This is a genomic window from Zavarzinia compransoris (assembly GCF_003173055.1).
Lineage (GTDB): Bacteria > Pseudomonadota > Alphaproteobacteria > Zavarziniales > Zavarziniaceae > Zavarzinia > Zavarzinia compransoris.
In genome coordinates, this window is sequence record NZ_QGLF01000007.1 from 139,423 (window position 1) to 165,617 (window position 26,195).

Consider the following 26,195-nt stretch of genomic DNA (forward strand, 5'->3'; position numbering starts at 1 on the left):
ATCACCGCCGACGAAAATTTGCCAATTTGCGACATCATTCGAACAGCCGGCCGGCGGCCACGGCACCGCCGCCCTGGCCCCGGTATGCCGCCCTTGCGTCGGTCGGGGTATAGCCGTGCTCGGCCTTGAACTGGCGCGAGAAATGGGCGCAATCCGAAAAGCCGGATTCGAGGGCGATATCGGTCACCGAGCGCTCGGTGGTGTCGAGCAGGAAGCGGGCATAGCGCAGGCGCAGGGCCCGGTAATGCGCTGCCGGCCGCTTGCCGATGGCGGCGATGAAAAGCCGTTCCAACTGCCGGGTGGACAGGCGCAGGCGCTCGGCGATGGTGCCTATCGGCAGGGGCGCGGCCAGATGCTGTTCCATGAGAAGAAGGGCGCGGCGCACCCGGTCGTCGCCCACCGTGTCGGCGACGGGGGGATGGGGCTGGGCGTCATGGCCGAGGCGGGCCTTGTCCAGCAGCATGACATGGCGGCTTTTCTGCGCCACGGCGCGGCCGATGTGGCGCTCGATCAGGAAGGTGGCGAGATCGGCGACGCCGCCGCCGCCCGAACAGGTGATGCGGTCGCCGTCAACGACATAGAGCCGGTCGGCGATCGGATGGTGATGGGGAAATTCGTTCAGGAAATCCTGGTGGTGATACCAGGATACGCAGCAGCGCCGCCCGGTCATCAGCCCGGCCCGGGCCAGCACGAAGGACCCGGTGCAGACCCCGACCAGGGTGACGCCGGCCGCCGCCGCCGCTTTCAGGTAATCGACGGTGGCGTCGTCCACCTGCGGCCCCGCATGCAGCACGCCGCCGACGACGACGATATAATCGAACGCCCGGGGCTCGACCAGGCCGCTGGTCCTGGTCACGGCGATGCCGCAACTGGCCCTGACCGGTTCCAGGCGCGCCGACATGATCGACCAGCGGCACAGAATGGGACGGCTGCGGTCGCCCTCGTCGGCGGCGAGGCGCAGGTGATCGGCGAACAGCGAAAAGGCCGACAGGGTGAAATTGTCGGCCAGCACGAAGCCGACCGACAGCGGCGGGCGGGGGAGCGGGGCGGCGGTCGCCGGCATGATCACCTCCTCGGTCAGCATTCGGTGAAATTGACGGCAAGGCCGCCTTGCGAGGTTTCCTTGTATTTCGACTGCATGTCGGCGCCGGTCTGGCGCATGGTCGCGATGACATGGTCGAGCGAGACTTGATGGGTGCCGTCGCCCCGCAGCGCCAGCGAGGCGGCGGCGATCGCCTTCACCGCGCCGAAGGCGTTGCGCTCGATGCAGGGGATCTGCACCAGGCCGCCGATCGGGTCGCAGGTCAGTCCCAGGTGATGTTCCATGGCGATCTCCGCGGCATTCTCGACCTGTTCGTTGCTGCCGCCAAGGGCCGCGGCAAGGCCGGCGGCGGCCATGGAACAGGCGACGCCGACCTCGCCCTGGCAGCCGACCTCGGCGCCCGAGATCGAGGCGTTCATCTTGAACAACCCGCCGATCGCGGCCGCCGTCAGCAGGAAGCGATGGGCGCCAGCCCGGTCGGCCCCGGGGCAATGATCGCGGTAATAGCGCAGCACGGCGGGGACGACGCCGGCGGCGCCATTGGTCGGCGCGGTCACGACCCGGCCGCCGGCGGCATTCTCCTCGTTCACGGCGATGGCGTAGAGACCGATGCGGTCCATCACCTCGTGCGGGGGGCGGGCATTGCCGCCGGCGTCGAGGCGGCGGCGCAGCAGGGCCGCCCGGCGCTTCACCTTCAGGCCGCCGGGCAATTCGCCCTCGGCCGCAAGGCCGCGATCGACGCAGGCCATCATCGTCTCGTGCACCCGGTCGAGATGGCCCTCGACCTCGGCAGGGGAGCGGAGCGCGGTTTCATTGGCGAGGACGAGATCGGCGACGGCAAGGCCGGAACCGGCGCAGCGGGCGAGAAGGTCGCGGCCGCTGCGGAAGTCATGGGGAACCGCGGGTGTTTCCGCCGGGGGCGTGCCGACCTCGGCCTCGCGCACGATGAAGCCGCCGCCGATGGAACACCAGGTGTCCTGGGCCAGCGGCGGGCCGGTTTCGCCGAAGGCGGCGAAATGCAGCGTATTGGGGTGGCGGGGCGGCTCGGCCGTGCCATCGAAAACGATGTCCCCGGCCGAGAAGGCGATGTCGTGGCCGCCGGCGAGGGCAAGGCGGCACTCGCGCTCGATCCGGGCGATCACGCCGTCGGCCGCATCCGCCGCCACCGTCTCGGGCTCGAAGCCGGCGAGGCCGAGGATCACGGCGCGGTCGGTGGCATGGCCCTTGCCGGTCCAGGCCAGCGAGCCGTAAAGGGTGACGCGGAGGCGGCGGACCGCGGGTCCCAACCCGTGGGCGAACAGGCGCGCCGCCCGCATCGGCCCCACCGTATGGGAGGAGGAGGGGCCGATCCCGATCTTGAACAGCTCGAAGACTGAAATCATGGGCCGGCCCCCGGCTTGGTCAGGTGGTGTATTCGAGGCGCGCTTCCAGGGTCAGGCCCCAGACATAGGCGGCGAAGGAGCGCCAGCAGCCGACATAGAAGCGCTCCGCACCCAGGCGCCACAGCAGGATCTCCGCCTTGCCGTACAGCGTCCGGGTGCACATGCCGATCGGGAAGCGCGACAGGTGCAGGTCGAGAAGGCAATGGGCGTTCAGCACCGCCTCGGCCGCCGGCCCCGCGATCTCGAAGGCGACATTGCGTTCGCCGACCGCGACCAGGGAATGAGGGATTTCCCCCATGGCCTCGGCGATGGCATCGGCAAGCCCCGGGCCTTCCTCCTCGGGCGCCATCAATTGCCATTCGTCGGGCCCGAGCCAGAGCACGGAACGCCGGCCGATGGCGGCGGAACGGCAGGCGTCCTGCGGCAGGGGCAGGCCGAAGGCGGCACCGGCGGCGGCGATGCCCTCGGGCCGGCGGACGCGCAGGATGAAGGCGGCGGCCGGCCCGCGCGGGGTGAGCACGGCCCCCGGCGCGGGTGGCGCCTCCAGGCGGTCGAAGGGGCTGCTGCGCTCAGGCATCGAGACGGGCTCCTTCCGGATCGTAGAACACCGGCGCCACCACCTTGACCGGGATGCTGCGCCCGGGCATGGGGATGTGCAGCGTTTCGCCGTGGCGGCTGCCGCCGCCGGCGACCAGGGCCAGGGCGATCGGCTTGCCGAGAACCGCGCTCCAATAGGCGGAGGTGACATGGCCGAGCGCGGTCAGGGGCAGGGGCTGGCCCGGATCGGCGACGATCTGCGCCCCTTCCTCGAGGACGCCCGAGCCGTCGATCACCTCCAGCCCGACCAGTTGCGGCCGCCCCGGCATGGTCATGGCGGCGCGCGACAGCGAGCGTTTGCCGACGAAATCGCCCTTCGTCTTCGCCACCATCCAGGCCAGGCCGACATCGGCCGGCACCTGGGTGCCGTCCGTCTCCTGGCCGACGATGATATAGCCCTTCTCGGCTCGAAGGACGTGCATCGTCTCGGTGCCATAGGGGGTGAGGCCGAAGGGCCGGCCGGCGGCAAGGACGGCCTCCCAGACCCTGCGGCCCTGCGAGGCGGGAACATTGATCTCGAAGCCGAGTTCGCCGGTGAAGCTGACCCGGAACAGGCGGGTGGGCACGCCCGCGATGAAACCCTCGCGCAGGCTCATGTGCGGCATGGCGGCGGGGGAGAGGTCGATGCCCTCGACCAGGGGGGCGATGACGGCGCGGGCCTCCGGGCCCTGGACGGCGATCACCGCCCATTCCTCAGTGGTCGAGGTCAGCCAGACGTCGAGTTCGGGCCATTCGGTCTGGAGGTAATCCTCCATCATGTGCAGCACGCGGGGGGCGCCGCCGGTCGTGGTCGTGACGTGGAAGCGGTCGGGCGCCAGGCGGCCGACGACGCCGTCGTCCATCACGAAGCCGTCCTCCCGCAGCATCAGGCCATAGCGGCACCGGCCGGGTTCCAGCTTGCTCCAGGCGTTGGTGTAGATGCGGTTCATGAAGGTGGCGGCGTCGGGCCCCACGACCTCGATCTTGCCGAGCGTGGTCGCATCGAAAATGCCGGCGGCGGTGCGCACCGCAAGGCATTCGCGGGCGACGGCGGCCTGCATGTCCTCGCCCCCTTGCGGGAAATAGCGGGCGCGCTTCCAAAGGCCGACATCCTCGAACACGGCGCCCTGGCCGGCGGCCCAGTCGTGGATCGGCGTGGTGCGCAGGGGATCGAACAGGTCGCCCCTTGCGGTGCCGGCGAAGATGCCGAAAGTGGTCGGCGTATAGGGCGGGCGGAAGGTGGTCAGGCCGACCGCCGGCACCGGCCGGCCGGTCAGGTCGGCGACGATCGCTAGCGCATTCAGGTTCGAGGTCTTGCCCTGGTCCGTCGCCATGCCCGTGGTGGTATAGCGCTTGACGTGCTCGATCGAACGGAAGCCCTCGCGGGCGGCAAGGGCGATATCCCTGGCCGTTACATCGTTCTGGAAATCGACGAAGGCTTTCACCCGCGCGGGATCGCGGCCGTGGGGCAGGGCGCCGGTGAAGCCGCCGGGCCCGGCGTCCAGGGCGGCGACGGCGAAGGCACGGCCGGCGGCGCCGTTGCGGCCGGCGCTGTCGCCGTCGGCAAGCACGGCGGCAAGGGCGGTGACGCCGCGGCAGGCCCCGGCGGAACGCTCGGCGGCGGCGGAGGCGGCGGGCAGGAAATTGCCGCTTTCCGCATCGAAGGCCAGCTTGCCGCGCGATTGCGAGAAGATGTGCAGGGACGGGGTGAAACCGCCCGACATGGCGACGAGATCGCAGGCGATCCGGCGCCCCGCGCCGCCCGCCGCCGGGGCGACGGTAACGGCGGAAACTCGCCGCCGGCCCCTGGTGCCCGTGATCACATGACCGGCCAGGATCGGCAGGCCGGCGCCACGTGCCGCCTCGACCAGCGGGCCCCCGACTTGTGTCCGCAGATCGACGATGGCGGCGACGGCAACGCCCGCCGCGTGCAAGGCCAGCGCCGCGCGATAGGCATCGTCGCTGGCGGTGGCGACGACGGCGGTCGTCCCCGGCCTCACGCCGTAGCGGGTGACATAGGTGCGGGCGGCATCGGCCAGCATGATCCCCGGGCGGTCGTTCTCGGGGAAGACCAGGGGGCGTTCCAGGGCGCCGGCGGCGATGACCAGCCTTTTCGCGCGCAGCTGCCACAGGCGTTCGCGCGGCAGGCGGGGATCGGGCGCCGCCAGATGGTCCGTCACCCGTTCCGCAAGGCCGAGGTGATTGTGGCCGTAATAGCCGAAGGCGGTGGTCCGGGGCAGCAGGGTTACATTGTCCCGCGCGGCCAGCACGGCCAGGGTTTCCGCCAGCCAGGTCGCGGCCGAGCGGCCTTCGATCGTCGCTTCGGTCTCGCCCAGCAGGGAGCCGCCCATTTCCGCCTGCTCGTCGCACAGGATGACGCGGGCGCCGTCTTCGCTGGCGGCCAGCGCGGCGGCAAGGCCGGCGGGGCCGGCGCCGATCACCAGGACGTCGCAATGGGCGTGGCGGTGCAGGTAGCGGTCGGGATCGGCGCCCTGCGGCACCTTGCCGAGGCCGGCCATGGCGCGGATCCTCGGCTCGTAGAACCTCGTCCAGGCCGCCTTGGGCCACATGAAGGTCTTGTAATAGAAGCCGGCGGGAAAGAAGGGCGAGAACAGGTCGTTCACCGCGCCGGCATCGAAGCCGAGCGAAGGCCAGCGGTTCTGGCTTTCGGCCTGCAATCCCTCATAGATTTCGACCTGGGTCGCGCGCAGGTTGGGGGTATAGCGGCCCTCGTCGCGCCGGACCGCGACCAGGGCGTTCGGCTCGTCCGAGCCGGCGGCGAGAATGCCGCGCGGCCGGTGATACTTGAACGACCGCCCGACCAGGTGAACGCCGTTGGCGAGCAGGGCGGAGGCGAGCGTATCCCCGGCAAAGCCGCGATAGGGCTTGCCGTCGAAGGTGAAAGCGACCGTTTTTTGCCGGTCGATGCGGCCGCCGATGCCGGTGCGAAGGGCGGGGCTCATTTCCGCTCCTCCCCGTCCGGGCGGGGTTGGCCCGGCTTGTAGGTGGCGGTGAAGCGGTCGGTCACCGTGTGGCGGACGGCGTTGAAGAAACGGCCGCAGCCATGGACATGGCGCCAGCGTTCGGCGTGCAGGCCCCGGGCATTGGTGCGCTTGTAGAGGAAATCGGCCCATTCCTCGTCGCTCAGCAGGGCGGGGTCGGCGGGGCGGGCGACATGGGCCTCGCCGCCGTGGCGGAATTCCAGTTCCGGCCGTTCGCCGCACCAGGGGCAGGTGATCAGCAGCATCTCCGCACCTCGTCAGTGGGCGACGGCCGCGGCGGCGGCCTCGTCGATCAGGAAACCGTCGCGGAAGCGGTCCAGGGTGAAGCCGGCGTTGATGGCGTGCGGGCTGCCGGTCGCGATCGTATGGGCGAAGACATGGCCCGAGCCCGGCGTCGCCTTGAAGCCGCCGGTGCCCCAGCCGCAATTGACGAAAAGGCCGGGCACCGGCGTCGTGCCGATGATGGGCGAGCGGTCGGGGGTGACGTCCACGATCCCGCCCCAGTTGCGCAGCATGCGCAGGCGCCGGTACATGGGCACCAGTTCGCAGATGGCGTCCAGCGTATGGGTGGCGATATGCAGGCCGCCGGTCTGGCTGTAGGAGGTATAGGCGTCGGTGCCGGCGCCGATCACCATCTCGCCCTTGTCGGACTGGCTGATATAGGCGTGAATCGTGTTGGACATGACCACGCAGGGGAAATCCGGCTTCACCGGCTCGGAGACCAGGGCCTGCAAGGGGAAACTTTCCAGCGGCATGCGCACGCCGGCCATGGCCATCACGACCGAGGTATTGCCGGCGGCGACGACGCCGATCTTCTTCGCGCCGATGAAGCCGCGGCTGGTCTCGACCCCGGTCACCGCGCCGTCGGCGCCGCGGCGAAGCCCCGTGACCTCGCAATTCTGGATGATGTCGACGCCCAGCGCATCGGCGCCCCTGGCATAGCCCCAGGCGACCGCATCGTGGCGGGCGGTGCCGCCCCGGCGCTGCAAGGTGGCGCCGACCACCGGATAGCGGACGTTCGGGCTGATGTTCAGGGGCGGGCAGAAATCCTTGGCCTGTTCCGCCGTCAGCCATTCGGCGTCGATGCCCTTCAGGCGGTTGGCATGGACATGGCGCTTGAAGGATTGGACGTCGTGGACGGTATGCGCCAGCATCAGGACGCCCCGGGCCGAATACATGACGTTATAGTTCAACTCCCGCGACAGGCCTTCCCACAGTTTCACCGCGTGCTCGTAGATGCCCATGCTCTCGTCGAACAGGTAGTTCGAGCGGATGATGGTGGTGTTGCGGCCGGTATTGCCGCCGCCGAGCCAGCCCTTGTCCAGGATCGCGACATTGCGGATGCCGTGTTCCTTGGCCAGATAATAGGCGGTGGCAAGGCCATGGCCGCCGGCGCCGACGATGACGACGTCATAGGCCGGCTTCGGTTCCGGGGTGCGCCATTGGGCCTGCCACGAGCGATGGCCGCCGAAGGCGCGCCGGACGAGGGAGAAGGCGGAGAATCTCTGCATGGGCCACCCTGCGGAAAGCAGGCCCCGATCATCGGCCGGGGCCCGCCATGTCGCGAGAATACAACCGCCGCCGGTCTTGTACGAATCCGACATCGGATTTTTTCCGGGCCGGGGGATTAGGGGATGGGATGGCAGCGTATACAAGGTATGACGCGTGATCTGTCCAAACTTCAGGTGAAGGGCGAAATCGGCCCCATGCGCCGCTATGCCCGGACCTTGACCAGGGACGAGGCGGCGGCGGACGACCTCGTGCAGGAAACCCTGCTGCGCGCCATCGAACGCTATGAGACGTTCCAGCCCGGCGGTTCGCTGCGCGGCTGGCTTTTGTCGATTCTGCACAATTGCTTCATCGACGGCCGCCGCCGCGAGATTTCCGAGGCGCGCCGCGCGGCCGAGGCCCCGCGCGAGGAAATCGCCGCCCCGGCCCAGGAACATGCGGTGCGTCTCGGCCAGGTCGCCCAGGCCTTCCTCGGCCTGCAGGCGGACCAGCGGGCGGCGCTTCATCTCGTCACCATCGAAGGGCTTGCCTATGCCGAGGCGGCCCAGGTACTGGATATCCCGATCGGCACGCTGATGTCGCGCCTGGGCCGGGCCCGGGCCGCGCTCCGTGCCATCGAGAACGGCAATCCCCGCGCCTTGCGCCTGGTCGGAGGGACCGATGACCGAAATCGCTGATCCCATCACCGGCGACGATCTCGAAGCCTTCGTCGACGAGCAGCTGCCGCTTGCCCGCCGGATCGAGGTTCAGGACCATCTGGCCCGCCACCCGGAACTGGCGGCGCGGATGATGGCGGACCTGAGCCATCGTGATACGCTGCGCCTTGCATTCGGGCGGGGCGATGACCATCTCTCGCCTGTGATCGTGGATTGCGTCGAAACCCTGTCGAGGAAGTTGCAGCCGCGCGGCGGCCTGCTGGGCCGGTTCCGCCATGCCGCGGCGGTCGCGGCGGTGGGCGTGCTCGGCTTCGGCCTGCATGCGGCGACGGAACCGGCGGCGGCCCCCGATACGGTGGCCTGGAGCCCGGCGCCCGGCTTCGTGGACGATGCGGTCAAGGCCCATCACCAGGCCCTGGAGCGCGGGGGCGTCGCCCATATCCCGGCCAGCCGGGTCGAGACCGAGGCGGTGCTCGGCCAGGCGGCGGCCCTGCCCATGCCCTCCCTGCCGGAAGGCTGGCAGGTGAGCGCGGTGCAGACCTATCCCTCCAGCTTCGGGCCGGGGGTCGAGATGGTCGTCGCCGCCGGCAGCCTGGGCACCCTGTCGCTCTTCGCGGTGCGGCCGGGGAATTTCACCGTGACGCCGGTGACGGTGGCCGCGGTGCCGGATCTGGCCGCGGTCTACTGGCAGGTGGGCGATGTCGCCTATGCCCTGACCGGCGGCCATGATACAGCAGCGCTCGCCCGGGTGGGGCGGTCGCTGTCCACCTCTCTCTACTGACTGACGCCGACAATCTTCACGCCAACAATCCTGACGCCAACGAATCTGACGAAGGAGTGACCCAAGTGAACAATCCGAACTACGCCTGGCAGGCCGGGGCACAGGTCCGCGGCGCCCAGTTCGACCTGGGCCTGCGCCAGCACATGCTGCGCGTCTACAACTACATGGGCCTTGGCCTGGTGATCACCGGCCTCGTCGCCATGATCGTCGCCTCGACCCCGGCGCTCTATGTGCCGATCTTCGGCACGCCGCTGAAGTGGGTGGTGATGCTGGCGCCGCTGGCCTTCATCTTCTTCTTCTCGTTCAAGCTCCAGACCATGTCGGGCGCCACGGCGCAGACCATGTTCTGGGCCTTCTGCGCGGTCATGGGCCTGTCCATGGCCTCGATCTTCCTGGTCTTCACCGGGACCAGCATCGCGCGCACCTTCTTCATCGCCGCCGGCATGTTCGGCGCGACCAGCCTCTACGGCTATACGACCAAGCGCGACCTGTCGCAGTTCGGCTCGTTCCTGATGATGGGCCTGATCGGCGTCGTCATCGCCTCGATCGTCAACATCTTCCTCGGCTCGACCATGCTGCAGTTCGTGGTCTCGGTCGTCGGCATCCTGGTCTTCGTCGGCCTGACCGCCTGGGACACCCAGTCGATCAAGGAACAATACGCCGAGAACTACGATGCGGAATCGAAGCAGAAGCTGGCGGTGTTCGGGGCGCTGTCGCTGTACCTGAACTTCGTCAACATCTTCCAGCTGCTTCTCAGCCTGACGGGCGAGCGCGAGTAAGCCCCCTCGCAATTGCCTGGGGAAGGGCGACGGCCGCGGCCGTCGCCCTTTTCGTTTCAGGTTTTCTGCACGAAGGCGCGGGTCTTGCCCGTATACAGACGACTTAGGGGCCGGTCATTGCCGCTCGCCCCCGGTGACGATGGTGCGGGCATTGGCGGCGAAGCGCTCGGCACCGTCGCCGCCCTTGAACAGGGCGGAGATGTCGACCGGGACCTTCAGGCCGCGCTCGACCGCCGGCCGGGCTTCGATCGCCGCCAGCCAGCGTTGCAGGTGCGGCAGGTCGTCGATCCCGACCCCCGACCAATGATGCGTGCGGGCCCAGCAGAAATTGGCGATATCGGCGATCGAATAGGCGCCGGCCAGGAATTCATGGTCGGCGAGGCGGCTGTCGAGCACGGTCAGCAGCCGCTTCGCCTCCCGCTGGTAGCGGTCGATGGCGAGCGGGATCTTCTCCGGCAGGTAGCGGTAGAAGACATTGGCCTGGCCCATCATGGGGCCGACGCCGCCCATCTGGAACATCAGCCACTGGATCACCCGCGACCGGCCCTTGGCATCCGCCGGCAGCAGGGCGCCGGCCTTTTCCGCGAGATAGATCATCAGGGCACCGGATTCGAAGACGGCGAAATCGCCCTCGTCGCGGTCGACGATGGCCGGGATCCGGCCGTTCGGGTTGATCGCCAGGAAGGCCGGCGCCTTCTGTTCCCCGGCCATGATGTCGACCGGGTGGACCGCGTAGGCGAGGCCCAGTTCTTCGAGGGTTACCGAGGCTTTCCAGCCGTTCGGCGTCGGCGCGGTGTAAAGGTCGATCATGGGCTCCCTCCGGTTCGCTTCAGGCGGCAAGAATGGCGGTGGCGTCGGGCCCCAGCAGGGGGGCGAGGCGGGCCCGGGCGGCGGCATCGAGAGCGCCGTGGATCACGCGCAGCGCCGCCAGGCATTTGGCCTGGTATTTGAACACCGGCTGGCGGTGGACGCTGCCGAGCAGGGGCACCGCCATTTCCGCATCGCCGGCGGCCAGCGCCCTTTCGTTGGCGGCGAGAAAGGGCAGATAGACCTCGGCCGCCAGCCGGGCCAGGGCGGCGACGGCCGGATCGGCTTCTGCCGCCCCTGCCATCCAGGTGCCCTCCAGCCCCGAGGCATCGTCGACGATCATCAGCCAGCGCCACAGCAGGGGGGCGTCGCGCCGCATCAGGGCGGACGGCGTGGGATCGACGGCGAGTTGCGACAATTGGCCGTAAAGGCCGAAATCCGCCAGCGACGGGCGCGAGCCGAACAGGAAGCCCCGGTCCGGCACCATGGCCTCGAGGATCGCCAGCAGCCGGCGATAGGTCTCGGCCAGTTGCGGCGCCTGTTCGGCGCCGCAGCCGACCAGATGCATGCGCCCGACCTGGCGGTCGCGGAATTCGGCGGCGAAGGCGGTCAGCATGTCGCGGCCATAGCCGCGCACGCGGTCGAAGACGATCGCCTCGCTCATGGTCCGCTGGTCGATTTCGGCGGTCCAGCGGTAGTGGAACATGACCTTGGTCAGCCATTCGTCGGCGAAATCCTCGATCAGCAGGCAGAGGAAGCGGGCGACCGGGTCGTCCGGCAGCAATTGCCTGTCGCCCGGCGCCTCGGCGCTGAAATCGAGGAGGAGAGGGGTCGAGTCATTGGCGAAGGTGCCGTCCGGGAATTCGACGATGGGAATGACCGCGGGGCGCACCCGGGTCATGACCTCGCCGTGTTCGAGGCCCATCTGCACCCAGACATGGGGCCGGCGCAGCCAGCGAAGCGCCGCGCGCACCTTCATCGAATAGGGCGAGCCCAGCGCCCCGTAGAGTTTCAGCATTTCTCCCCCCTCCTTTTTATATATCGCCGGTGTGGCTTCCGGCTCGGCTATCCTTCGTCGGGTGCCGACAGGCTGCGCAGCAGGGCGCGGCAGGTGGCGGTGGCGGCGGCAAGGAAGCCGGCGCGGTCGAACTGGTCGGGATGATCGAGTTTCCAGGTCGCCATCATGGTCACCGTGACCTGGAGGATGAGGCCGATGGCGAAGCCGCGCCGCGCCTCCGGCACCGGGTCGAGATGGCGGTGCATCTCGGCGACCAGCAGATTCATGCCCGGGTAATTCAGGCGGCGCGAGACATCGAGGATATCGAAGCCCGGGCGCGAGGTGAACTGGCGCAGGAAGCGCATATAGGCCAGCCCCTCCTCGCCGTCGCCCACTTCGTCGAGCAGGGGCTCGACCAGGGCGCGCAGGCAGGTGGCGAGGCTGGCGCGCGGCGCCTTCGTGCCGCGCGGGTTCATGATGTCCAGGCGCCGCTGGTCGATCGGCCGCAGGTATTTCAGCATCAGCGCGGCATAGAGCCCCTCGCGCGAGCCGAAGTGATATTGCAGGGCCGTCTGGTTGCGCTGGCCCGCCGCCTCGAGGATTTCGGCGGTGCGCACCTCGGCGAAGCCGCGCTCGCCGAACAGGCGAAGGGCACTCGCCATGATCGCCTCGCGCCCGCCCGGCAGCTTGCCGTCGGCGCCGCGCCTGCGGGCACGCTTGGCGCCTAACTTTTCCGTCCCTTCGTCCATCGTGCCTTCCGCGCCCGCCTGTTCCTTCTTTGATAATGGACGGCATTATCTTCCGCAAGGGCCTGACGGGTCGCAGCTTGCACCGATTGATGGAGTACATTAATGTTACCGATTAATGAGGGGGCGGCAAAGCCCCCGGCGCCGAGGACGGGGCGTAGGGGGATGGGGCGTAGCGGGAGGGGAGCATGCGGCAGGCGGCGGGCCTCTGGGGCCTGATCGGGATCCTTGGGGGCAGCGTGCTCGCGCCCGTCGCGGCCTCGGCTTTCGAGGCGGAATGGGGCGAGGTCAGCATTGCCGTGGTCACCTCCCTCAGCGTCGGCGCGCAGATGCGGCTGGAGGACCGGGACCCGCGCAATTACTGCGTCGCCAACGGCGGGCGCTATCCGAACACCAGCTGCAACACCGACGACGGCAACCTCAATTTCGAGCGATACGATCTCGTCGCCCTGCCGGCCCGGGCCAGTTCGGAACTGACCGCGACCTGGCGCGAGTTCAGCCTCTATATCCGCGGCACGGCGCTTTACGATGCCCTGCTCGACCGCAACGACCTGGCTGCCAACGGCTCGGCGGCGCGGGATTACAGCGGGGCCCTGTCGCCCCGGGCGCGCGATGCCGCCGCCCGGTCCCTCGAATTGCAGGACGCCTATGTGCGCGGCAGTTTCGATCTTTTCGGCAGGACGCTGAATGTCCGTCTCGGGCAGCAGACGATCATCTGGGGCGAGGCGCTGGCGACCCAGAACGGCATCAATGTCATCAACCCGGTCGACCTGTCGAAGCTGCGAGTGCCGGGCTCGGAACTGCGCGACGCCCTGGTCCCGGTGCCGGCGCTGTTCGCCAGCTATAACCTGGGCGGCGGCCTCTCGGTCGAGGGGTTCTATCAGTTCAGGTTCCGCCCGGTCCGCACCGAGGTCCCGGGCACCTTCTTCGCCACCAGCGATTTCGCGGGCGAGGGCGGGCGCGGCATCGGCGTCGGCGGCGATTACGACGAAACGGGCGCCGATACCACCACCGTCTCCATCCGCCGCACAAGGGACGAGGACCCGGACGACGCCTGGGAAAACTACGGCCTTGCCTTCCGCTATTATGCGCCCGAACTGAACGATACCGAATTCGGCTTCTACTACATCCATTACACCAGCCGGATCCCGGTGCCGCGGGTGACGGCCCCCGCCGCCGGCACCTATCAGACCATGGCCCCGGGCGGGGCGGCGCTGCTTGGCCCCTTCATTCCGCCGGAAGGGGTGGCGACCGGCACGGCCTCGCCCCTGCAAGGGCTGATCACCCAAATCCCGGGGCTGAACCCCCTGGCGCCCGTGCAGGCGAATGCGCGGAACAGCGATTTCACCTTCACCTATCCGGCCGGGATCGATGCCGTCGGCGTCAGCTTCAACACCAAGGTCGAGGCGACGGGAACCGCCCTCAACGGCGAGATTTCCTATAAGACCGGGGTGCCCGCCAATATCGACGAAACCACCTGGCTCAGCGATTTCATCAATGGCCTGTCGGAACTGCCGCTGGCGGGGCCGACCCAGCTCGGCACCAATAGCCATCGCCCGGGCCTGGTCTCGACCATCGGCCGGCGCCACGACGTGCTGACCTTCATCCTGCGCACGACCCAGGCCTTTGCCGAAAGCGACCTTCTCACCCGGCTGCTGGGGGCGACCGGTGTGCTCTGGGTCATGGAGGGCGGGCTGATCCATGTCGACCTGCCGGACACGGATGTCCTCGCCTATGAGGTGCCGGGCACCTATCGCACGCCGGGGACCGGCTTTGCCCAGGATGCCCTGCGGTACAAGCAGGAATACGCCACGCGCTGGTCCGGCGGCCTGACCACCATCCTTCAGGCGCAATATCCCGATATCGCGCCCAACCTGAACATGACCGCGGGCTTTGCCCATACCATCGGCCTCGGCGGCAATACGCCGCTCGCCGGCGGTTACGTCGAGCATGTCAACGCCCTGAACCTCTTCGTCCAGTTCGACTATCTGATCGACTGGCGGTTGCAGGTGAATTACGCCCTGTCGTTCGGCGGCGGCTTGCAGAACATCACGTCCGACCGCGATTTCGTCGGCGTGTCCCTCAGCTATCAATTCTGACCCGGGAAGCCGCGATGAAGACGATCCTGGCCCTTGCCGTCACCAGCCTGCTGGCCGCCGGCACTGCCGCGGCCGCCGGCGATCCCGACCGCCTCGGCGCCGATCTCACCCCCATGGGCGCGATCAAGGCGGGCAATGCCGACGGGTCCATCCCGGCCTGGAGCGGCGGCATCACCGTGCCCCCCGCCGGCTACCGGAAGGGCGGGCCGCTGGCCGATCCCTTCGCCGGCGAGAAGCCCGTCGCCACCGTCACCGGCGCCAATCTCGCGGCTTACGAGGCGTTGCTGCCGGCGGGGCAGGTCGCCATGCTGAAACGCTTCCCGACCTATAGGGTCGAGGTCTATCCGAGCCACCGCAGTTGTTCTGCGACCCCGGCGGTCTATGACGGCACGAAGCGGAACGCCACCCAGGCGCGGCTGACGGCGAACGGCAAGGGCCTGGCCGACGGCACCTTGGGCATTCCGTTCCCGATGGCGGCCAACGGCCTTGAAATGTTCTGGAACCACCGGCTGCGGCCGCGTGGCGGTTTCATGTTCCGGCGCTTCTTCGCGCTCGCCGCCGTCTCCAGCACCGGCGATTACCGCCTGACCAAGCTGCGCGACGAGGGCGTCAATCACCTGATGGGGCCGGGCCGCCGGGCACCGGGCGACGTTACCGGTCTCGCCGGCCTCGGCAATATCTGGATCACCTATATGGCGGTGACCACGGCGCCGGCGCGGCTGTCGGGCCAGATCACCCTCGTCTACGACAATATCGACGACGACGTCGGCCCGCGCCAGGCCTGGCAGTACAACCCGGGCACGCGCCGCGTGCTGCGGGCGCCCGAGCTTGCCTTCGATGCGCCGGGCACCAATGCGGACGGCCTCGCCACCATCGACCAGTTCGACATGATGAACGGCTCGCCCGAGCGTTACGACTTCAAGCATCTCGGCGACCGCGAGGCGATCATCGGCTACAACGCCTATCAGGCCAAGCTGATGCCCTATAAGGAATTGCTGACCAAGGGCCACATCAACCCGGCGGCGCTGCGCTACGAGAAGCACCGGGTCCATGTCGTCGAGGCGAGCCTGAAGGAAGGGGCGCGTCACATCTACGCCCGCCGCACCTTCTTCCAGGACGAGGACAGCTGGGGCTTCGTCGCCGCCACGCTTTACGACACGCGCGGCAACCTCTGGCGGTTCCAGGAGGCGCCGGTGGTCAATGCCTATGACGTGCCCTTCTGCGGCCCCGCCCTCGAGATCAGCCACGACCTTCAGGCCGACCGCTATCTTGCCTCGCAGATGACCAACGAGGAAAAAATGCCCGACTGGGACGCGAAGCTCAATCCGGACGATTTCACGCCGGACGCCCTGCGCGCCCTCGGCACCCGCTGAGCCGGGGGGAGGGGGCGATGGCGCGTGTCTTCCGCCGGCTGGCGGTGGTTGCGGCGGTGCTGGCCGTCGGCCTCGCCGCGGTCTGGTTCACCGCCGGCGACCGGCTGGTGCTGGCGCTGGCCGCGCGCATGGCCGGGGCCAATATGGCGGCGGACCGGGCCGCCACCCTGCCGGACGGCCTGCATCTCGCCGTCTGCGGCGCCGGCGGGCCGATGCCGGATGCGCTGCGCTCCGGGCCGTGCCAGCTCGTCGTCGCCGGGACATTCGCCTTCATGGTCGATGCCGGCTCGATGGGGGCGCGCAACCTGGCGCGCATGGGGTTCCGCAACGGCGGCATCACCGCGATCCTGCTGACCCATTTCCACTCCGACCATATCGATGGTCTGGGCGAGGCCATGATGCTGCGCTGGACCGCCGGCAGCAACCGGGAACCGGTGCCGGTCTACGGCCCGCCGGGGGTCGAGATGGTGCTCGAAGGCTTCCATCAGGCCTATGCCCAGGATGCGCAGTATCGCACCGCCCACCACGGGCCGGACGTGATGCCGCCCGGCGGCGCCGGCGGCGTGCCGAAAGTCTTCCCCGAGCCGCAGGGCGACGAGGGCGTGGTGGTCTTCGAGCGGGACGGCGTGAAAATCACCGCCTTTTCCGTGAACTATGCCCCGGTGCATCCGGCGGTCGGCTACCGCTTCGATTACAAGGGGCGCAGCCTCGTCGTCAGCGGCGACACCGGGCCGGCGCCGGTGCTGGACAAATTCGCCGCGGGCGCCGATCTCCTCGCCCATGAAGCCCTGGCGCCCGCTCTGGTCGCGGCCCTGGCCGAGGCGGCGGAGGGGGCGGGGCGGGGCAATCTCGCCCATGTGATGCACGACATTCCGGACTATCACACCACGCCCGCCCAGGCGGCGGCGCTGGCCGCCCGCGCCGGGGTGAAGCAATTGGTGCTGACCCATATCACCCCGCCGTTGCCCAGCCGCCTGCTCGACCGGGTCTTTCTCGACGGGGTGGCGGCGGTTTACGACGGGCCGGTGACCATTGCCCGCGACGGCGACCTGTTCTCTCTGCCCGCCGGCACCACCGCCATCGTCACCGAACATCTGTTCTAGGGGGCTGCCCATGAGCCTGAAGCGGCGGATCGGGGTCGCGGTTTCCGCGGCGATGACCAGCGAGCGGCTGGCGGCACGGCGCCGGCGCTGGCACGAAGTCGGCCGGCGGCTGCGCGGTCGGCCCCATGTCGTCCACTATTTCCACGATCTTGCCGATCCCTATTCGCTGCTCGCGGCCCTCGCCCTGCCGGCGCTGGCCGGCCGCCGGGGTGTCGTCGTCGAAGCCCATCTGGTGCCGCCGCCGCCGGATTGGGCGGCGCCGGAACGTGCACTGCTGGACGCCCATGCCCGGCGCGATGCCGCCGTGCTCGCCCGCCATTGCGGGCTCAACGTCCCGGCCTTCGACCGGGCGATGGCGCCGGCAGCCCTTGCCCTCGGTCAATCGCGGCTGGCGGAAGCGCTTGCCCGCGGCACTTTCATCGAAACGGCAGCGGCCATCACCGCCGCCGCCTGGCGGGGCGAGACGGGGGCGCCCGCCGCCGATGCCGCATCCCTGCTGGCGGCGGGGGCGGCGCTGCGCGACCGCCTGGGCCATTATCTGGGCGCCACCTTCCACTACGCCGGCGAATGGTACTGGGGGCTGGACCGCCTGCATTACCTGGAACGCCGGCTGGATGCCCTGGGCGCCCCGGGGGAAGGACCGTCGCCGCGCCATCCCCGCCCTGTTCTGCGCCTGGATCCTGCCCTGGCGGACCGCCTGGCGGGCCGGGAGCTCGACCTTTTCTTCTCCTTCCGGTCCCCCTATAGTTACATCGTGCTGCCGCGCGCCTTCGCGCTCGCCGATCACTATGGCGCGACGCTGAACCTGCGCTTCATTCTGCCCATGGTGATGCGCGGCCTGCCGGTGCCCCTGTCGAAGCGCCTCTACATCGTTCGCGACACCAAGCGCGAGGCGGGCGCCGAAGGCCTGCCCTTCGGGCGGATCGCCGATCCCCTGGGCGTGCCGGTCGAACGCGGCCTTGCCGTCCTGCACCATGCGCTCGGCCTGGGGGGCGGCCAGGGCCGGGCCTTTGCCCTGTCGTTCCTGCAAGGCGCCTTCGCCGAAGGGATCGACGCCGGCGGCGATGCCGGCCTCGCCCTGATGGCCGCAAGGGCCGGGCTGGACGCCAAGGCGGCCCTGGCCGCGCCCCGCGACGAGGGCTGGCGCGCGGTGGCCGAGGCCAACCGGCAGGCCATGGCCGGCCTCGGCCTTTGGGGCGTGCCGTCGCTGCGCTTCGGCGCGACCGCCGCCTGGGGCCAGGATCGCCTGTGGCTGATCGAGGAGACGATGATCGCCGCCGCGGAAAGGGTGTGAGATGCGCCTCGTCTCCTTCGTTGCCTGCGCGCTGGCCCTGATCGTGGCGCCGGCCGCGCTCGCCCTGGTCGGGGCGGGGCGGGTGGTGACCGCGGGCGTGCCCCGGGCCTGCCTGACCGCGATGCCGGCCCCGGTGGCCCTGCCCGCCGGCGTGGTCAATATGGGCGAGGGGGCGGTGCTGCCCGGCGAAGGCCCGGCGCGGCCGGTCGCGGTCGCCGGCTTCGAGATCGACGCGACCGATGTCACCAACGACCAGTTCGCCGCTTTCGTCGCCGCCACCGGCCATGTCACCCTGGCGGAACGGCTCGGATCCTCGCTGGTCTTCGTCGTCACCGGGGCGGCGGCCGATCTTGCCGATCCCGGGCAATGGTGGCGGGTGATGCCGGGGGCGAACTGGCGCCGGCCCGAGGGGCCGGGCAGTTCGCTGCGCGGCCGGGGCAGCCTGCCGGTGGTCCATGTCGCGCGAGAGGATGCGCTCGCCTATGCCCGCTGGCGCGGCCGCGACCTGCCGGGCGAGGCGGAATGGGAATATGCCGCCCGCGGCGGGCTGGCCCATGGCCGCTACCCCTGGGGTGACGCGCCCTCGACCGCGGCGCGGCCGCTGGCCAATACCTGGCAGGGCGCCTTTCCGGCCTACGACCTCGGCGCCGACGGTTACAAGGCGGCGGCGTCGCCGGTCGGCTGCTATCCGGCCAACGGCTTCGGCCTTTACGACATGGCGGGCAATGTCTGGCAATGGACCGCCGACACGACGCCGGCGGGCGAGCCCGTGATCAAGGGCGGCTCGTTCCTGTGTTCGGACGATTTCTGTTTCCGCGCCCGGCCGGCCGCCCGCCTGGGGGCGGCCGCGGACACCACTTCCAGCCACATCGGCTTTCGCACCGTGCGGCGGCCCGCGTCGGGGGATCGACCATGATGAAACGCCTGCTGATCGCCCTTTTCGTCCTGGCCGCCGTGCTGGCCGGGGCCTTCTTCGCCATCGGCGGGCGCGAGGGCGTGATCCTGCTGGCTGTGCGCTTCATGTCGCCCGCCGTCGCCGCGAACCGCGAGGTCGCCTGGGACGAGGGCCCGGCGACACCCGAAGGGCGCGGCGACCGGCCGAACGTCATCGTCATCCTGGCGGACGACCTCGGCTTCAACGACGTCGGCTTCTATGGCGGCGGCCGGGTGCCGACGCCGAATATCGACCGGCTGGCGCGCGAGGGGGTGAATTTCCCCGCCGGTTACGCCGGTAACGCCACCTGTGCGCCGTCGCGCGCCGCGCTGATGACCGGGCGCTATCCCACGCGTTTCGGCTTCGAATTCACCCCGGCGCCGATCGGCCTGGCCCGGGTGATCGGCCATTTCGACAGCACGGCGCCGGTCAAGCCGGTCTATCACGAGGAACGCGAAGCGGAGACCCCGCCGTTCGAGACCATGGGCCTGCCGGTCACGGAAATCACCATCGCCCGCCTGCTTCGCGACGCCGGCTATCACACGCTGCATCTCGGCAAGTGGCACCTGGGCGAGACCCGGGAGTTCCAGCCGAACGCCCATGGCTTCGACGAATCCCTCGGCTTCTATTCCGGCGCGTCGCTGTTCATGGACCCGAAGGACCCGGAGGCGGTCAACGCCTACCAGGATTTCGATCCGATCGACCGCTTCCTCTGGGCGGCACTGCCCTATGGCGTGCGCTGGAACGGCGGCGACATGTTCCGCCCCAAGGGCCACATGACCGATTACCTGACCGACGAGGCGGTGACGGCGATCGGGCGGAACCGCAACCGGCCCTTCTTCATGTATCTCGCCTATAACGCGCCCCACACGCCCTTGCAGGCGACGAAGGCGGATTACGACGCGGTCGCCGGTATCGCCGACCATACGGAACGGACCTATGCCGCCATGCTGCTCTCCCTCGACCGCAATGTCGGCCGGGTGCTGGCGGCCCTGAAGCAGGCGGGGATCGACGACCGGACCCTGGTCGTCTTCACCAGCGACAACGGCGGCGCCCATTACGTCGGTATCGACGGCCTGAACAAGCCCTATCGCGGCTGGAAGGCGAGTTTCTTCGAGGGCGGCATAAGGGTGCCCTTCTTCATGCGCTGGCCGGGGCATCTGCCCGCCGGCTCGACCTATGGCGCGCCGATTTCCCATTTCGACATTTTCGCCACCGCGGCCGGTGCCGCCGGCGTGCCCGTGCCGGCGGACCGGCCGATCGACGGCGTCGATCTCCTGCCCTTTCTGACCGGGGCCCGGGGCGGGCGCCCGCACGAGCGGCTGTTCTGGCGCTCCGGCCCCTACGAGGTGGTGCAGGCGGGCGACTGGAAATTGCAGCTGACCAATCTGCCGCCCCGGGACTGGCTGTTCGACCTGAAGGCCGATCCCGCCGAACGCCATGACGTTGCCGCCGCCAACCCGGAAAAGGTGGCGGAACTGAAAGCCATGCTCGCGGCCTTCCGGCAGGAACAGGTCAAGCCCCTGTGGCCGGCGCTGATCGAGGCGCCGGTGCCGCTGGACCATCCGCTGAACCGGCCATGGGCGCCGGACGACGCCCATATCTATTGGTCGAACTGAGGGCCGGGCAGGACCGTAAGCTCAGAACTCGTCGCCGCCGAAGCCGCCGCCATCGTCGAAACCGGCGTCGTCGAAGCCGCTGTCTTCGGGGGCGGGTTCGGCCGCCTGGGCTTCATCGCTGCTGAACAGGCCGGCGATGGCATTGCCGAGCAGCACGCCGCCGGCAACACCCATGGCCGTCTGCGCCGCGCCGGCCAGGAAGCCGCCGCTCGCCTGCGGCTGGGCGCCCGGGAAGGGGCCGCGGGCCGGAGCGCCGCCACGGGGCGCGGTGCCGGCTCGGGCCGGCGCGCGGCCGCCGCCGAACAGCCCGCCGAACAGGCCGCCCGCCGGGCGCCGCGCCTCGGCGACCTGGGCTTCCAGGTCCGCGATCCGGGCTTCGGCCGCCTGCAGGGCGTGTTCCTGCACGACGACGGTCTGGGCCAGGTAATAGGGGGCGGCGGATTGGGCCGCGATGCGCTCGTGGATGAAGGCTTCCGCCTCGGCGTCGCGCGGGGGCGACTGGCGTTCCACGGTCGCGAGCTTCCCGAAGAGGGCCTCGATGGCCTGCCGGTCGTTTCTGTCCATGATCAAGCTACTCCTGTCTTGCCGTTGCGCCCCGTGCCCCGCCCCCGCGGCGCAGGGGCGGGGCACGGAACCGCTGCTTTCCCGTCTGTTTACGAATGCCGGCCCCGTCTATTCCCGCCCGGCCCGAATTTTCCGGTGAAATAAAGGTTACAGACGGCGCGCCGGGCCCGGAATTCCTATGCAATCCCTATTTCTTTCCGGGGTGGCCGGTCTCGAACCTTTATGCCGCTTCGCGCCATAGTCTTGCCGGATTTTCGCCGGCGCAGGCCGGGCTGGACAGCCGCCTTTCATGACGGAGCGAGCGCTATGGATTTCGTCCTCATCGGCCTGACGGCCGCCTTCTTCGCGCTGGCGCTCGGCTATGTCCGGGCGTGCGACGCCCTGTAACCATGGAAGGATCGGAAATGCTTCTCGACTATGTGCTCGGCGGTGCCGTTTCCCTGATCGTCCTCGTCTATCTCACCTATGCCCTTATCCGTCCCGAGCGGTTCTGACCGCGCGGTGCCGGTGCTTGGAAGGTTCGTTCCATGACGTTCAACGGATGGCTTCAGATCCTCGTCTTCTGCGGGATCGTCATTCTGCTCATTAAGCCGCTCGGCGGTTACATGACCCGGGTCTTCAACGGCGAGAAGACGCTGTTGTCGCCCCTGTTCCGGCCGCTCGAGCGCGGCCTCTACCGCCTCGCCGGCACCAGCGCGGCGGAGGAACAGCATTGGACCACCTATACCGCCGCCCTGCTGCTGTTCAGCCTGGCGGGGATGGTGCTGCTCTATGCGCTCCTGCGCTTCCAGGACGTCCTGCCGTTCAATCCCGCCGGCTTCGGCCCGCTGTCCCCGGAACTTTCCTTCAACACGGCGGCGAGTTTCGTCGGCAATACCAACTGGCAGTCCTACGGCGGCGAAACCACGGTATCCTATTTCACCCAGATGGCCGGGCTGACGGTGCAGAATTTCACCTCCGCCGCCAGCGGCATCGCCATCGCGGTGGCGGTGATCCGGGCGTTCGCGCGGAAATCGGCGAAGACGCTGGGGAATTTCTGGGTCGACCTGACCCGCTCCATCCTCTACGTCCTGCTGCCGATCTGCGTGGTCGGGACGCTGGTCCTGGTCTTCCAGGGCGTGCCCCAGAACCTCGACCCCTATACGGTCGCGACCACGCTGGAGGGCGGGCAGCAGACCATCGCGCAAGGCCCCGTCGCCTCGCAGATGATGATCAAGCACCTGGGCACCAACGGCGGCGGCTTCTTCAACGCCAATGCCGCCCATCCCTTCGAGAATCCGACCGCGCTGGTCAACCTGATCCATATGGTTTCAATCTTCGCCATCGGCGCGGCGCTGACCAATGTCTTCGGCCGCATGGTCGGCGACGAGCGGCAGGGCTGGGCGATCTTCGCCGCCATGGGCGTGCTGTTCATCGCCGGCGTCGCTGTCTGTTATTGGGCCGAGGCGGCGGGCAACCCGCTGGTCCAGGCCCTCGGCATCGAGGGCGGCAACATGGAGGGCAAGGAAACCCGCTTCGGCATTTCCCTGTCGGCCCTGTTCGCCGTCATCACCACCGCCGCCTCCTGCGGCGCGGTCAATGCCATGCACGGCAGTTTCATGGCGCTGGGTGGCATGATCCCGCTGATCAACATGATGCTGGGCGAGGTCGTCATCGGCGGTGTCGGCGCCGGTCTCTACGGCATGTTGCTGTTCGTCGTGGTCGCGATCTTCGTCGCCGGGCTGATGGTCGGCCGTACGCCGGAATATCTCGGCAAGAAGATCGAGGCGCGGGAGGTGAAGATGGCCATGCTGGCGCTCCTCATCCTGCCGCTGTCGATGCTGGGCTTCACGGCCGTCGCCGTGGTCCTCGAGACCGGGGTCGCCTCCATGGGCAATCCGGGCCCCCATGGCTTTGCCGAGGCGCTTTATGCCTATGTCTCGGCGACCGCCAACAACGGCTCGGCCTTCGGCGGCCTGTCGGCCAATACGCCCTGGTACAATGTTACGCTCGGCATCGCCATCCTGATCGGGCGCTTCGCCATGATCGTCCCGGTCATGGCCATGGCGGGGGCGCTGGCCGCGAAGCGCGCCGTGCCCGCCTCCGCCGGCACCTTCCCGACCACGGGGCCGCTCTTCGTCGGGCTTCTGATTGGTGTCGTCCTGATCATGGGCGGGCTGGAATTCTTCCCGGCCCTGGCGCTTGGCCCCATCGTCGAACATCTGGCGCTGGCGGCCGGCCAGAGCTTCTGACCGCGGCGAAATCGAACGGTATTACAGGTGGAGCTTCGCATGAGCCCGTCAAAGAAGACCGCGAGCGTGCTTGACGCCCGCATCCTCCTGCCCGCCATGGGCAGTGCCTTCCGCAAGCTGAACCCCCGGAGCCTGGCGCGGAACCCGGTGATGTTCGTCGTCGCCCTGGTCGCCGCCCTGACCACGGTGCTGCTGGCCCGGGATATCGCGGCCGGGGCCCCGGATATCGGCTTCTCGTTCCAACTCGTGCTCTGGCTCTGGTTCACGGTGCTGTTCGCCAATTTCGCCGAGGCGGTGGCCGAGGGGCGGGGCAAGGCGCAGGCCGATGCCCTGCGCCGCACCCGCACGGAAACCCAGGCCAAGCTGCTCTCCGGCGACGGCCGGGACCACTACCGCGCGGTGCCGGGCACCAGCCTCAAGGTCGGCGATGTCGTGCTGGTCGAGGCGGGCGACATCATCCCCTCCGACGGCGAGGTGATCGAGGGCGTGGCCTCGGTCAATGAAGCCGCCATCACCGGCGAATCCGCGCCGGTGATCCGCGAATCCGGCGGCGACCGCTCGGCGGTGACCGGGGGCACGCAGGTGCTGTCCGACTGGATCCGGGTCCGCATCACCGCGGCGCCGGGCTCCACCTTCCTCGACCGCATGATCGCCCTGGTCGAGGGCGCCGAGCGCAAGAAGACGCCGAACGAGATCGCCCTGAACATCCTGCTGGCCGGCATGACCCTGATCTTCACCTTCGCGGTGATCACGATCCCGAGCTTCGCCGCCTATGCCGGCGGCTCGATCCCGGTCATCGTCCTGGTCGCCCTGTTCGTCTCGCTGATCCCGACCACCATCGGCGCCCTGCTGTCGGCGATCGGCATCGCCGGCATGGACCGCCTGGTGCGTTTCAACGTCCTCGCCATGTCCGGCCGCGCGGTCGAGGCGGCGGGCGACGTCGATACGCTGCTCCTGGACAAGACGGGCACGATCACCCTCGGCAACCGCCAGGCGGCGGCCTTCCGCCCGCTGGCGGGGGTGACCGAACAGGACCTGGCGGATGCGGCACAGCTGGCGTCGCTGGCCGACGAAACGCCGGAAGGGCGCTCCATCGTCGTCCTCGCCAAGGAGAAATACGGCATCCGCGGCCGCGACATGGCCGCCCTCCAGGCCCGGTTCGTGCCCTTCACCGCCCAGAGCCGGATGAGCGGCGTCGATGTCGGCGGCGCCGTGATCCGCAAGGGCGCGGTCGATGCCGTCCTCGCCCATGCCGGTCGGCCGGCGGCGGCGGCCGAGCCGGTGCGCGAGATCCGCGCGATCGCCGACGAGATCGCCCGCACCGGCGGCACGCCGCTGGCCGTCGCCCGGGACGGCCGCCTGCTCGGCGTGATCCACCTCAAGGATATCGTCAAGGGCGGCATCCGCGAGCGTTTCGCCGAATTGCGCCGCATGGGCATCCGCACCGTCATGGTCACGGGCGACAATCCGATGACCGCGGCCGCCATCGCTGCCGAGGCCGGGGTGGACGATTTCCTGGCCCAGGCGACGCCGGAGGACAAGCTCCGCCTGATCCGCGAGGAACAGGCCAAGGGCAAGCTGGTGGCCATGTGCGGCGACGGCACCAACGACGCCCCGGCGCTGGCGCAATCCGATGTCGGCGTGGCCATGAACACCGGCACGGTGGCGGCGCGCGAAGCGGGCAACATGGTCGATCTCGACAGCGACCCGACCAAGCTGATCGAGATCGTCGAGATCGGCAAGCAACTGCTGATGACCCGCGGCGCCCTGACCACCTTTTCCATCGCCAACGACGTGGCGAAATATTTCGCCATCATCCCGGCGATGTTCCTCGCCTTCTACCCGCAGCTCGGCGCGCTCAACGTCATGGGGCTGGCGACGCCCCAGAGCGCGATCCTCTCGGCGATCATCTTCAACGCGCTGATCATCGTCGCCCTGATCCCCCTGGCGCTGAAGGGGGTCGGATACCGGGCGGTCGGGGCGGGGGCGCTGCTGTCCCGCAACCTGCTGGTCTACGGCGCCGGCGGCGTGATCATTCCCTTTATCGGCATCAAGGCGATCGACCTCGCGATCACGGCCGTGGGCCTGGCCTGAAGGAACCTGCCATGTTCAAGCAATTGCAACCCGCCATCGTCATGACCGTCGCCCTGACGGTCGTCACCGGCATCGTCTACCCGCTCGGCATGACCGGGATCGCGCAGGCGCTGTTCCCGGATCAGGCCGGCGGCAGCCTGATCGAGCGCGACGGCAAGATCGTCGGCTCGGCCCTGATCGGCCAGGCCTTCGCTAGCGACCGCTATTTCCACGGCCGCCCGTCCGCGGCGGGGGCGGGCTATAACGCGGCCGGTTCCTCGGGCTCGAACCTGGCGCCGACCAGCGCCCGGCTGATCGAGCGCATCCGCACCGATGCCGCGGCGCTGAAGGCGGAGAATGCCGGCGCGCCGGTGCCGATCGATCTCGTCACCGCCTCGGGCAGCGGGCTCGATCCCCATATCACGCCCGAGGCCGCCTATGTCCAGATCCCCCGCGTTGCCAAGGCGCGCGGCCTGGAGGAAGCTGCGCTGCGCGCCCTGGTCTCATCCCATGTCGAGGGCCGGCAGCTGGGGATCCTGGGTGAGCCTGTCGTCAACGTGCTGGCCCTGAACCTGGCGCTGGATGCCGCCGGCTCGCGCTGAGCCCCGGGGCCGGGCCGCCTTTGCCA

General features: G+C 69.2%; 23 protein-coding genes. 13 read left to right on the forward strand and 10 right to left on the reverse strand.

Annotated elements, in window-relative coordinates:
- Nucleotides 1-34: 34 nt before the first annotated feature.
- The 6 genes from DKG75_RS21265 to DKG75_RS21290 are packed head-to-tail and all read right to left on the reverse strand — an operon-like array spanning nucleotide 35 to nucleotide 7,513.
- Nucleotides 35-1,063 carry a GlxA family transcriptional regulator gene (locus DKG75_RS21265; protein WP_109923234.1) on the reverse strand — a complete coding sequence of 343 codons (1,029 nt, stop codon included), beginning with the start codon at nucleotides 1,061-1,063 and terminating at the stop codon, nucleotides 35-37.
- 14 nt (nucleotides 1,064-1,077) lie between these two features.
- The gene (locus tag DKG75_RS21270) at nucleotides 1,078-2,424 is read right to left on the reverse strand and encodes an L-serine ammonia-lyase (protein ID WP_109923199.1); all 1,347 of its coding nucleotides are present in this window, start codon (nucleotides 2,422-2,424) and stop codon (nucleotides 1,078-1,080) included.
- A 19-nt stretch (nucleotides 2,425-2,443) separates the two neighbouring features.
- Nucleotides 2,444-3,001 (reverse strand): sarcosine oxidase subunit gamma, encoded by a 558-nt coding sequence (locus DKG75_RS21275; RefSeq protein WP_109923200.1) that lies wholly within the window; start codon nucleotides 2,999-3,001, stop codon nucleotides 2,444-2,446.
- Nucleotides 2,994-5,963 carry a sarcosine oxidase subunit alpha family protein gene (locus DKG75_RS21280; RefSeq protein ID WP_109923201.1) on the reverse strand — a complete coding sequence of 990 codons (2,970 nt, stop codon included), beginning with the start codon at nucleotides 5,961-5,963 and terminating at the stop codon, nucleotides 2,994-2,996. Before DKG75_RS21280 ends, DKG75_RS21275 begins: the two co-directional genes overlap by 8 nt.
- Nucleotides 5,960-6,247: a sarcosine oxidase subunit delta gene (locus DKG75_RS21285; RefSeq protein ID WP_109923202.1), complete on the reverse strand. Its 288-nt coding sequence runs from the start codon at nucleotides 6,245-6,247 to the stop codon at nucleotides 5,960-5,962. The genes DKG75_RS21280 and DKG75_RS21285 overlap by 4 nt, the downstream gene beginning before the upstream one ends.
- A gap of 12 nt (nucleotides 6,248-6,259) precedes the next feature.
- Nucleotides 6,260-7,513, reverse strand: a complete 1,254-nt coding sequence (locus tag DKG75_RS21290; protein ID WP_109923203.1) for a sarcosine oxidase subunit beta family protein — start codon at nucleotides 7,511-7,513, stop codon at nucleotides 6,260-6,262.
- A gap of 147 nt (nucleotides 7,514-7,660) precedes the next feature.
- Between DKG75_RS21290 and DKG75_RS21295 the strand changes: the two genes are divergently transcribed.
- The 3 genes from DKG75_RS21295 (at nucleotide 7,661) to DKG75_RS21305 (ending at nucleotide 9,727) form a co-directional block, all read left to right on the forward strand.
- On the forward strand, nucleotides 7,661-8,188 hold the full coding sequence (locus DKG75_RS21295) for a sigma-70 family RNA polymerase sigma factor (RefSeq protein ID WP_109923204.1): 528 nt from the start codon (nucleotides 7,661-7,663) through the stop codon (nucleotides 8,186-8,188).
- Complete coding sequence (locus DKG75_RS21300) at nucleotides 8,172-8,948, forward strand: anti-sigma factor family protein (RefSeq protein ID WP_109923205.1); 777 nt, start codon at nucleotides 8,172-8,174, stop codon at nucleotides 8,946-8,948. Before DKG75_RS21295 ends, DKG75_RS21300 begins: the two co-directional genes overlap by 17 nt.
- 143 nt (nucleotides 8,949-9,091) lie before the next feature.
- Nucleotides 9,092-9,727 (forward strand): Bax inhibitor-1/YccA family protein, encoded by a 636-nt coding sequence (locus tag DKG75_RS21305; protein ID WP_109923235.1) that lies wholly within the window; start codon nucleotides 9,092-9,094, stop codon nucleotides 9,725-9,727.
- A gap of 114 nt (nucleotides 9,728-9,841) precedes the next feature.
- Here the strand turns inward: DKG75_RS21305 and DKG75_RS21310 are convergent, their stop codons facing one another.
- The 3 genes from DKG75_RS21310 to DKG75_RS21320 are packed head-to-tail and all read right to left on the reverse strand — an operon-like array spanning nucleotide 9,842 to nucleotide 12,280.
- Nucleotides 9,842-10,537 (reverse strand): glutathione S-transferase family protein, encoded by a 696-nt coding sequence (locus DKG75_RS21310; protein WP_109923206.1) that lies wholly within the window; start codon nucleotides 10,535-10,537, stop codon nucleotides 9,842-9,844.
- Nucleotides 10,538-10,556: 19 nt separating this feature from the next.
- Nucleotides 10,557-11,552: a glutathione S-transferase family protein gene (locus tag DKG75_RS21315; protein WP_109923207.1), complete on the reverse strand. Its 996-nt coding sequence runs from the start codon at nucleotides 11,550-11,552 to the stop codon at nucleotides 10,557-10,559.
- 47 nt (nucleotides 11,553-11,599) lie between these two features.
- Nucleotides 11,600-12,280 (reverse strand): TetR/AcrR family transcriptional regulator, encoded by a 681-nt coding sequence (locus DKG75_RS21320; RefSeq protein ID WP_109923208.1) that lies wholly within the window; start codon nucleotides 12,278-12,280, stop codon nucleotides 11,600-11,602.
- A 185-nt stretch (nucleotides 12,281-12,465) separates the two neighbouring features.
- Here DKG75_RS21320 and DKG75_RS21325 point away from each other — a divergent pair, with 185 nt between their 5' ends.
- The 6 genes from DKG75_RS21325 to DKG75_RS21350 are packed head-to-tail and all read left to right on the forward strand — an operon-like array spanning nucleotide 12,466 to nucleotide 20,699.
- Nucleotides 12,466-14,376 (forward strand): DUF1302 domain-containing protein, encoded by a 1,911-nt coding sequence (locus DKG75_RS21325; protein ID WP_109923209.1) that lies wholly within the window; start codon nucleotides 12,466-12,468, stop codon nucleotides 14,374-14,376.
- Between the two features lie 14 nt (nucleotides 14,377-14,390).
- Nucleotides 14,391-15,749, forward strand: a complete 1,359-nt coding sequence (locus DKG75_RS21330; protein WP_109923210.1) for a DUF1329 domain-containing protein — start codon at nucleotides 14,391-14,393, stop codon at nucleotides 15,747-15,749.
- A 17-nt stretch (nucleotides 15,750-15,766) separates the two neighbouring features.
- Nucleotides 15,767-16,852 carry an MBL fold metallo-hydrolase gene (locus DKG75_RS21335; RefSeq protein ID WP_109923211.1) on the forward strand — a complete coding sequence of 362 codons (1,086 nt, stop codon included), beginning with the start codon at nucleotides 15,767-15,769 and terminating at the stop codon, nucleotides 16,850-16,852.
- 10 nt (nucleotides 16,853-16,862) lie between these two features.
- Entirely contained in the window at nucleotides 16,863-18,146 is a 1,284-nt protein-coding gene (locus tag DKG75_RS21340) for a DsbA family protein (RefSeq protein WP_208112235.1), read from the forward strand.
- Nucleotide 18,147: 1 nt separating this feature from the next.
- Nucleotides 18,148-19,062: a formylglycine-generating enzyme family protein gene (locus DKG75_RS21345; RefSeq protein ID WP_109923212.1), complete on the forward strand. Its 915-nt coding sequence runs from the start codon at nucleotides 18,148-18,150 to the stop codon at nucleotides 19,060-19,062.
- Entirely contained in the window at nucleotides 19,059-20,699 is a 1,641-nt protein-coding gene (locus DKG75_RS21350; protein WP_208112222.1) for a sulfatase, read from the forward strand. The genes DKG75_RS21345 and DKG75_RS21350 overlap by 4 nt, the downstream gene beginning before the upstream one ends.
- A 21-nt stretch (nucleotides 20,700-20,720) precedes the next feature.
- Here DKG75_RS21350 and DKG75_RS21355 read toward each other — a convergent pair whose 3' ends face one another.
- A complete protein-coding gene (locus tag DKG75_RS21355; RefSeq protein ID WP_109923213.1) occupies nucleotides 20,721-21,263 on the reverse strand; it encodes a DUF2076 domain-containing protein in 543 nt (180 codons plus the stop codon).
- Between the two features lie 404 nt (nucleotides 21,264-21,667).
- Between DKG75_RS21355 and DKG75_RS21360 the strand changes: the two genes are divergently transcribed.
- From DKG75_RS21360 to kdpC, 4 genes are read left to right on the forward strand one after another with little or no spacing between them, the layout of a single operon-like run.
- Nucleotides 21,668-21,757 carry a K(+)-transporting ATPase subunit F gene (locus DKG75_RS21360; RefSeq protein ID WP_109923214.1) on the forward strand — a complete coding sequence of 30 codons (90 nt, stop codon included), beginning with the start codon at nucleotides 21,668-21,670 and terminating at the stop codon, nucleotides 21,755-21,757.
- A 33-nt stretch (nucleotides 21,758-21,790) separates the two neighbouring features.
- Nucleotides 21,791-23,494, forward strand: coding sequence for a potassium-transporting ATPase subunit KdpA (gene kdpA, locus DKG75_RS21365; protein WP_109923215.1), 1,704 nt, complete (start codon nucleotides 21,791-21,793; stop codon nucleotides 23,492-23,494).
- Between the two features lie 39 nt (nucleotides 23,495-23,533).
- Nucleotides 23,534-25,588 carry a potassium-transporting ATPase subunit KdpB gene (gene kdpB, locus DKG75_RS21370; protein ID WP_109923216.1) on the forward strand — a complete coding sequence of 685 codons (2,055 nt, stop codon included), beginning with the start codon at nucleotides 23,534-23,536 and terminating at the stop codon, nucleotides 25,586-25,588.
- 11 nt (nucleotides 25,589-25,599) lie between these two features.
- Complete coding sequence (gene kdpC, locus DKG75_RS21375; protein WP_109923217.1) at nucleotides 25,600-26,169, forward strand: potassium-transporting ATPase subunit KdpC; 570 nt, start codon at nucleotides 25,600-25,602, stop codon at nucleotides 26,167-26,169.
- Nucleotides 26,170-26,195 lie beyond the last annotated feature (26 nt).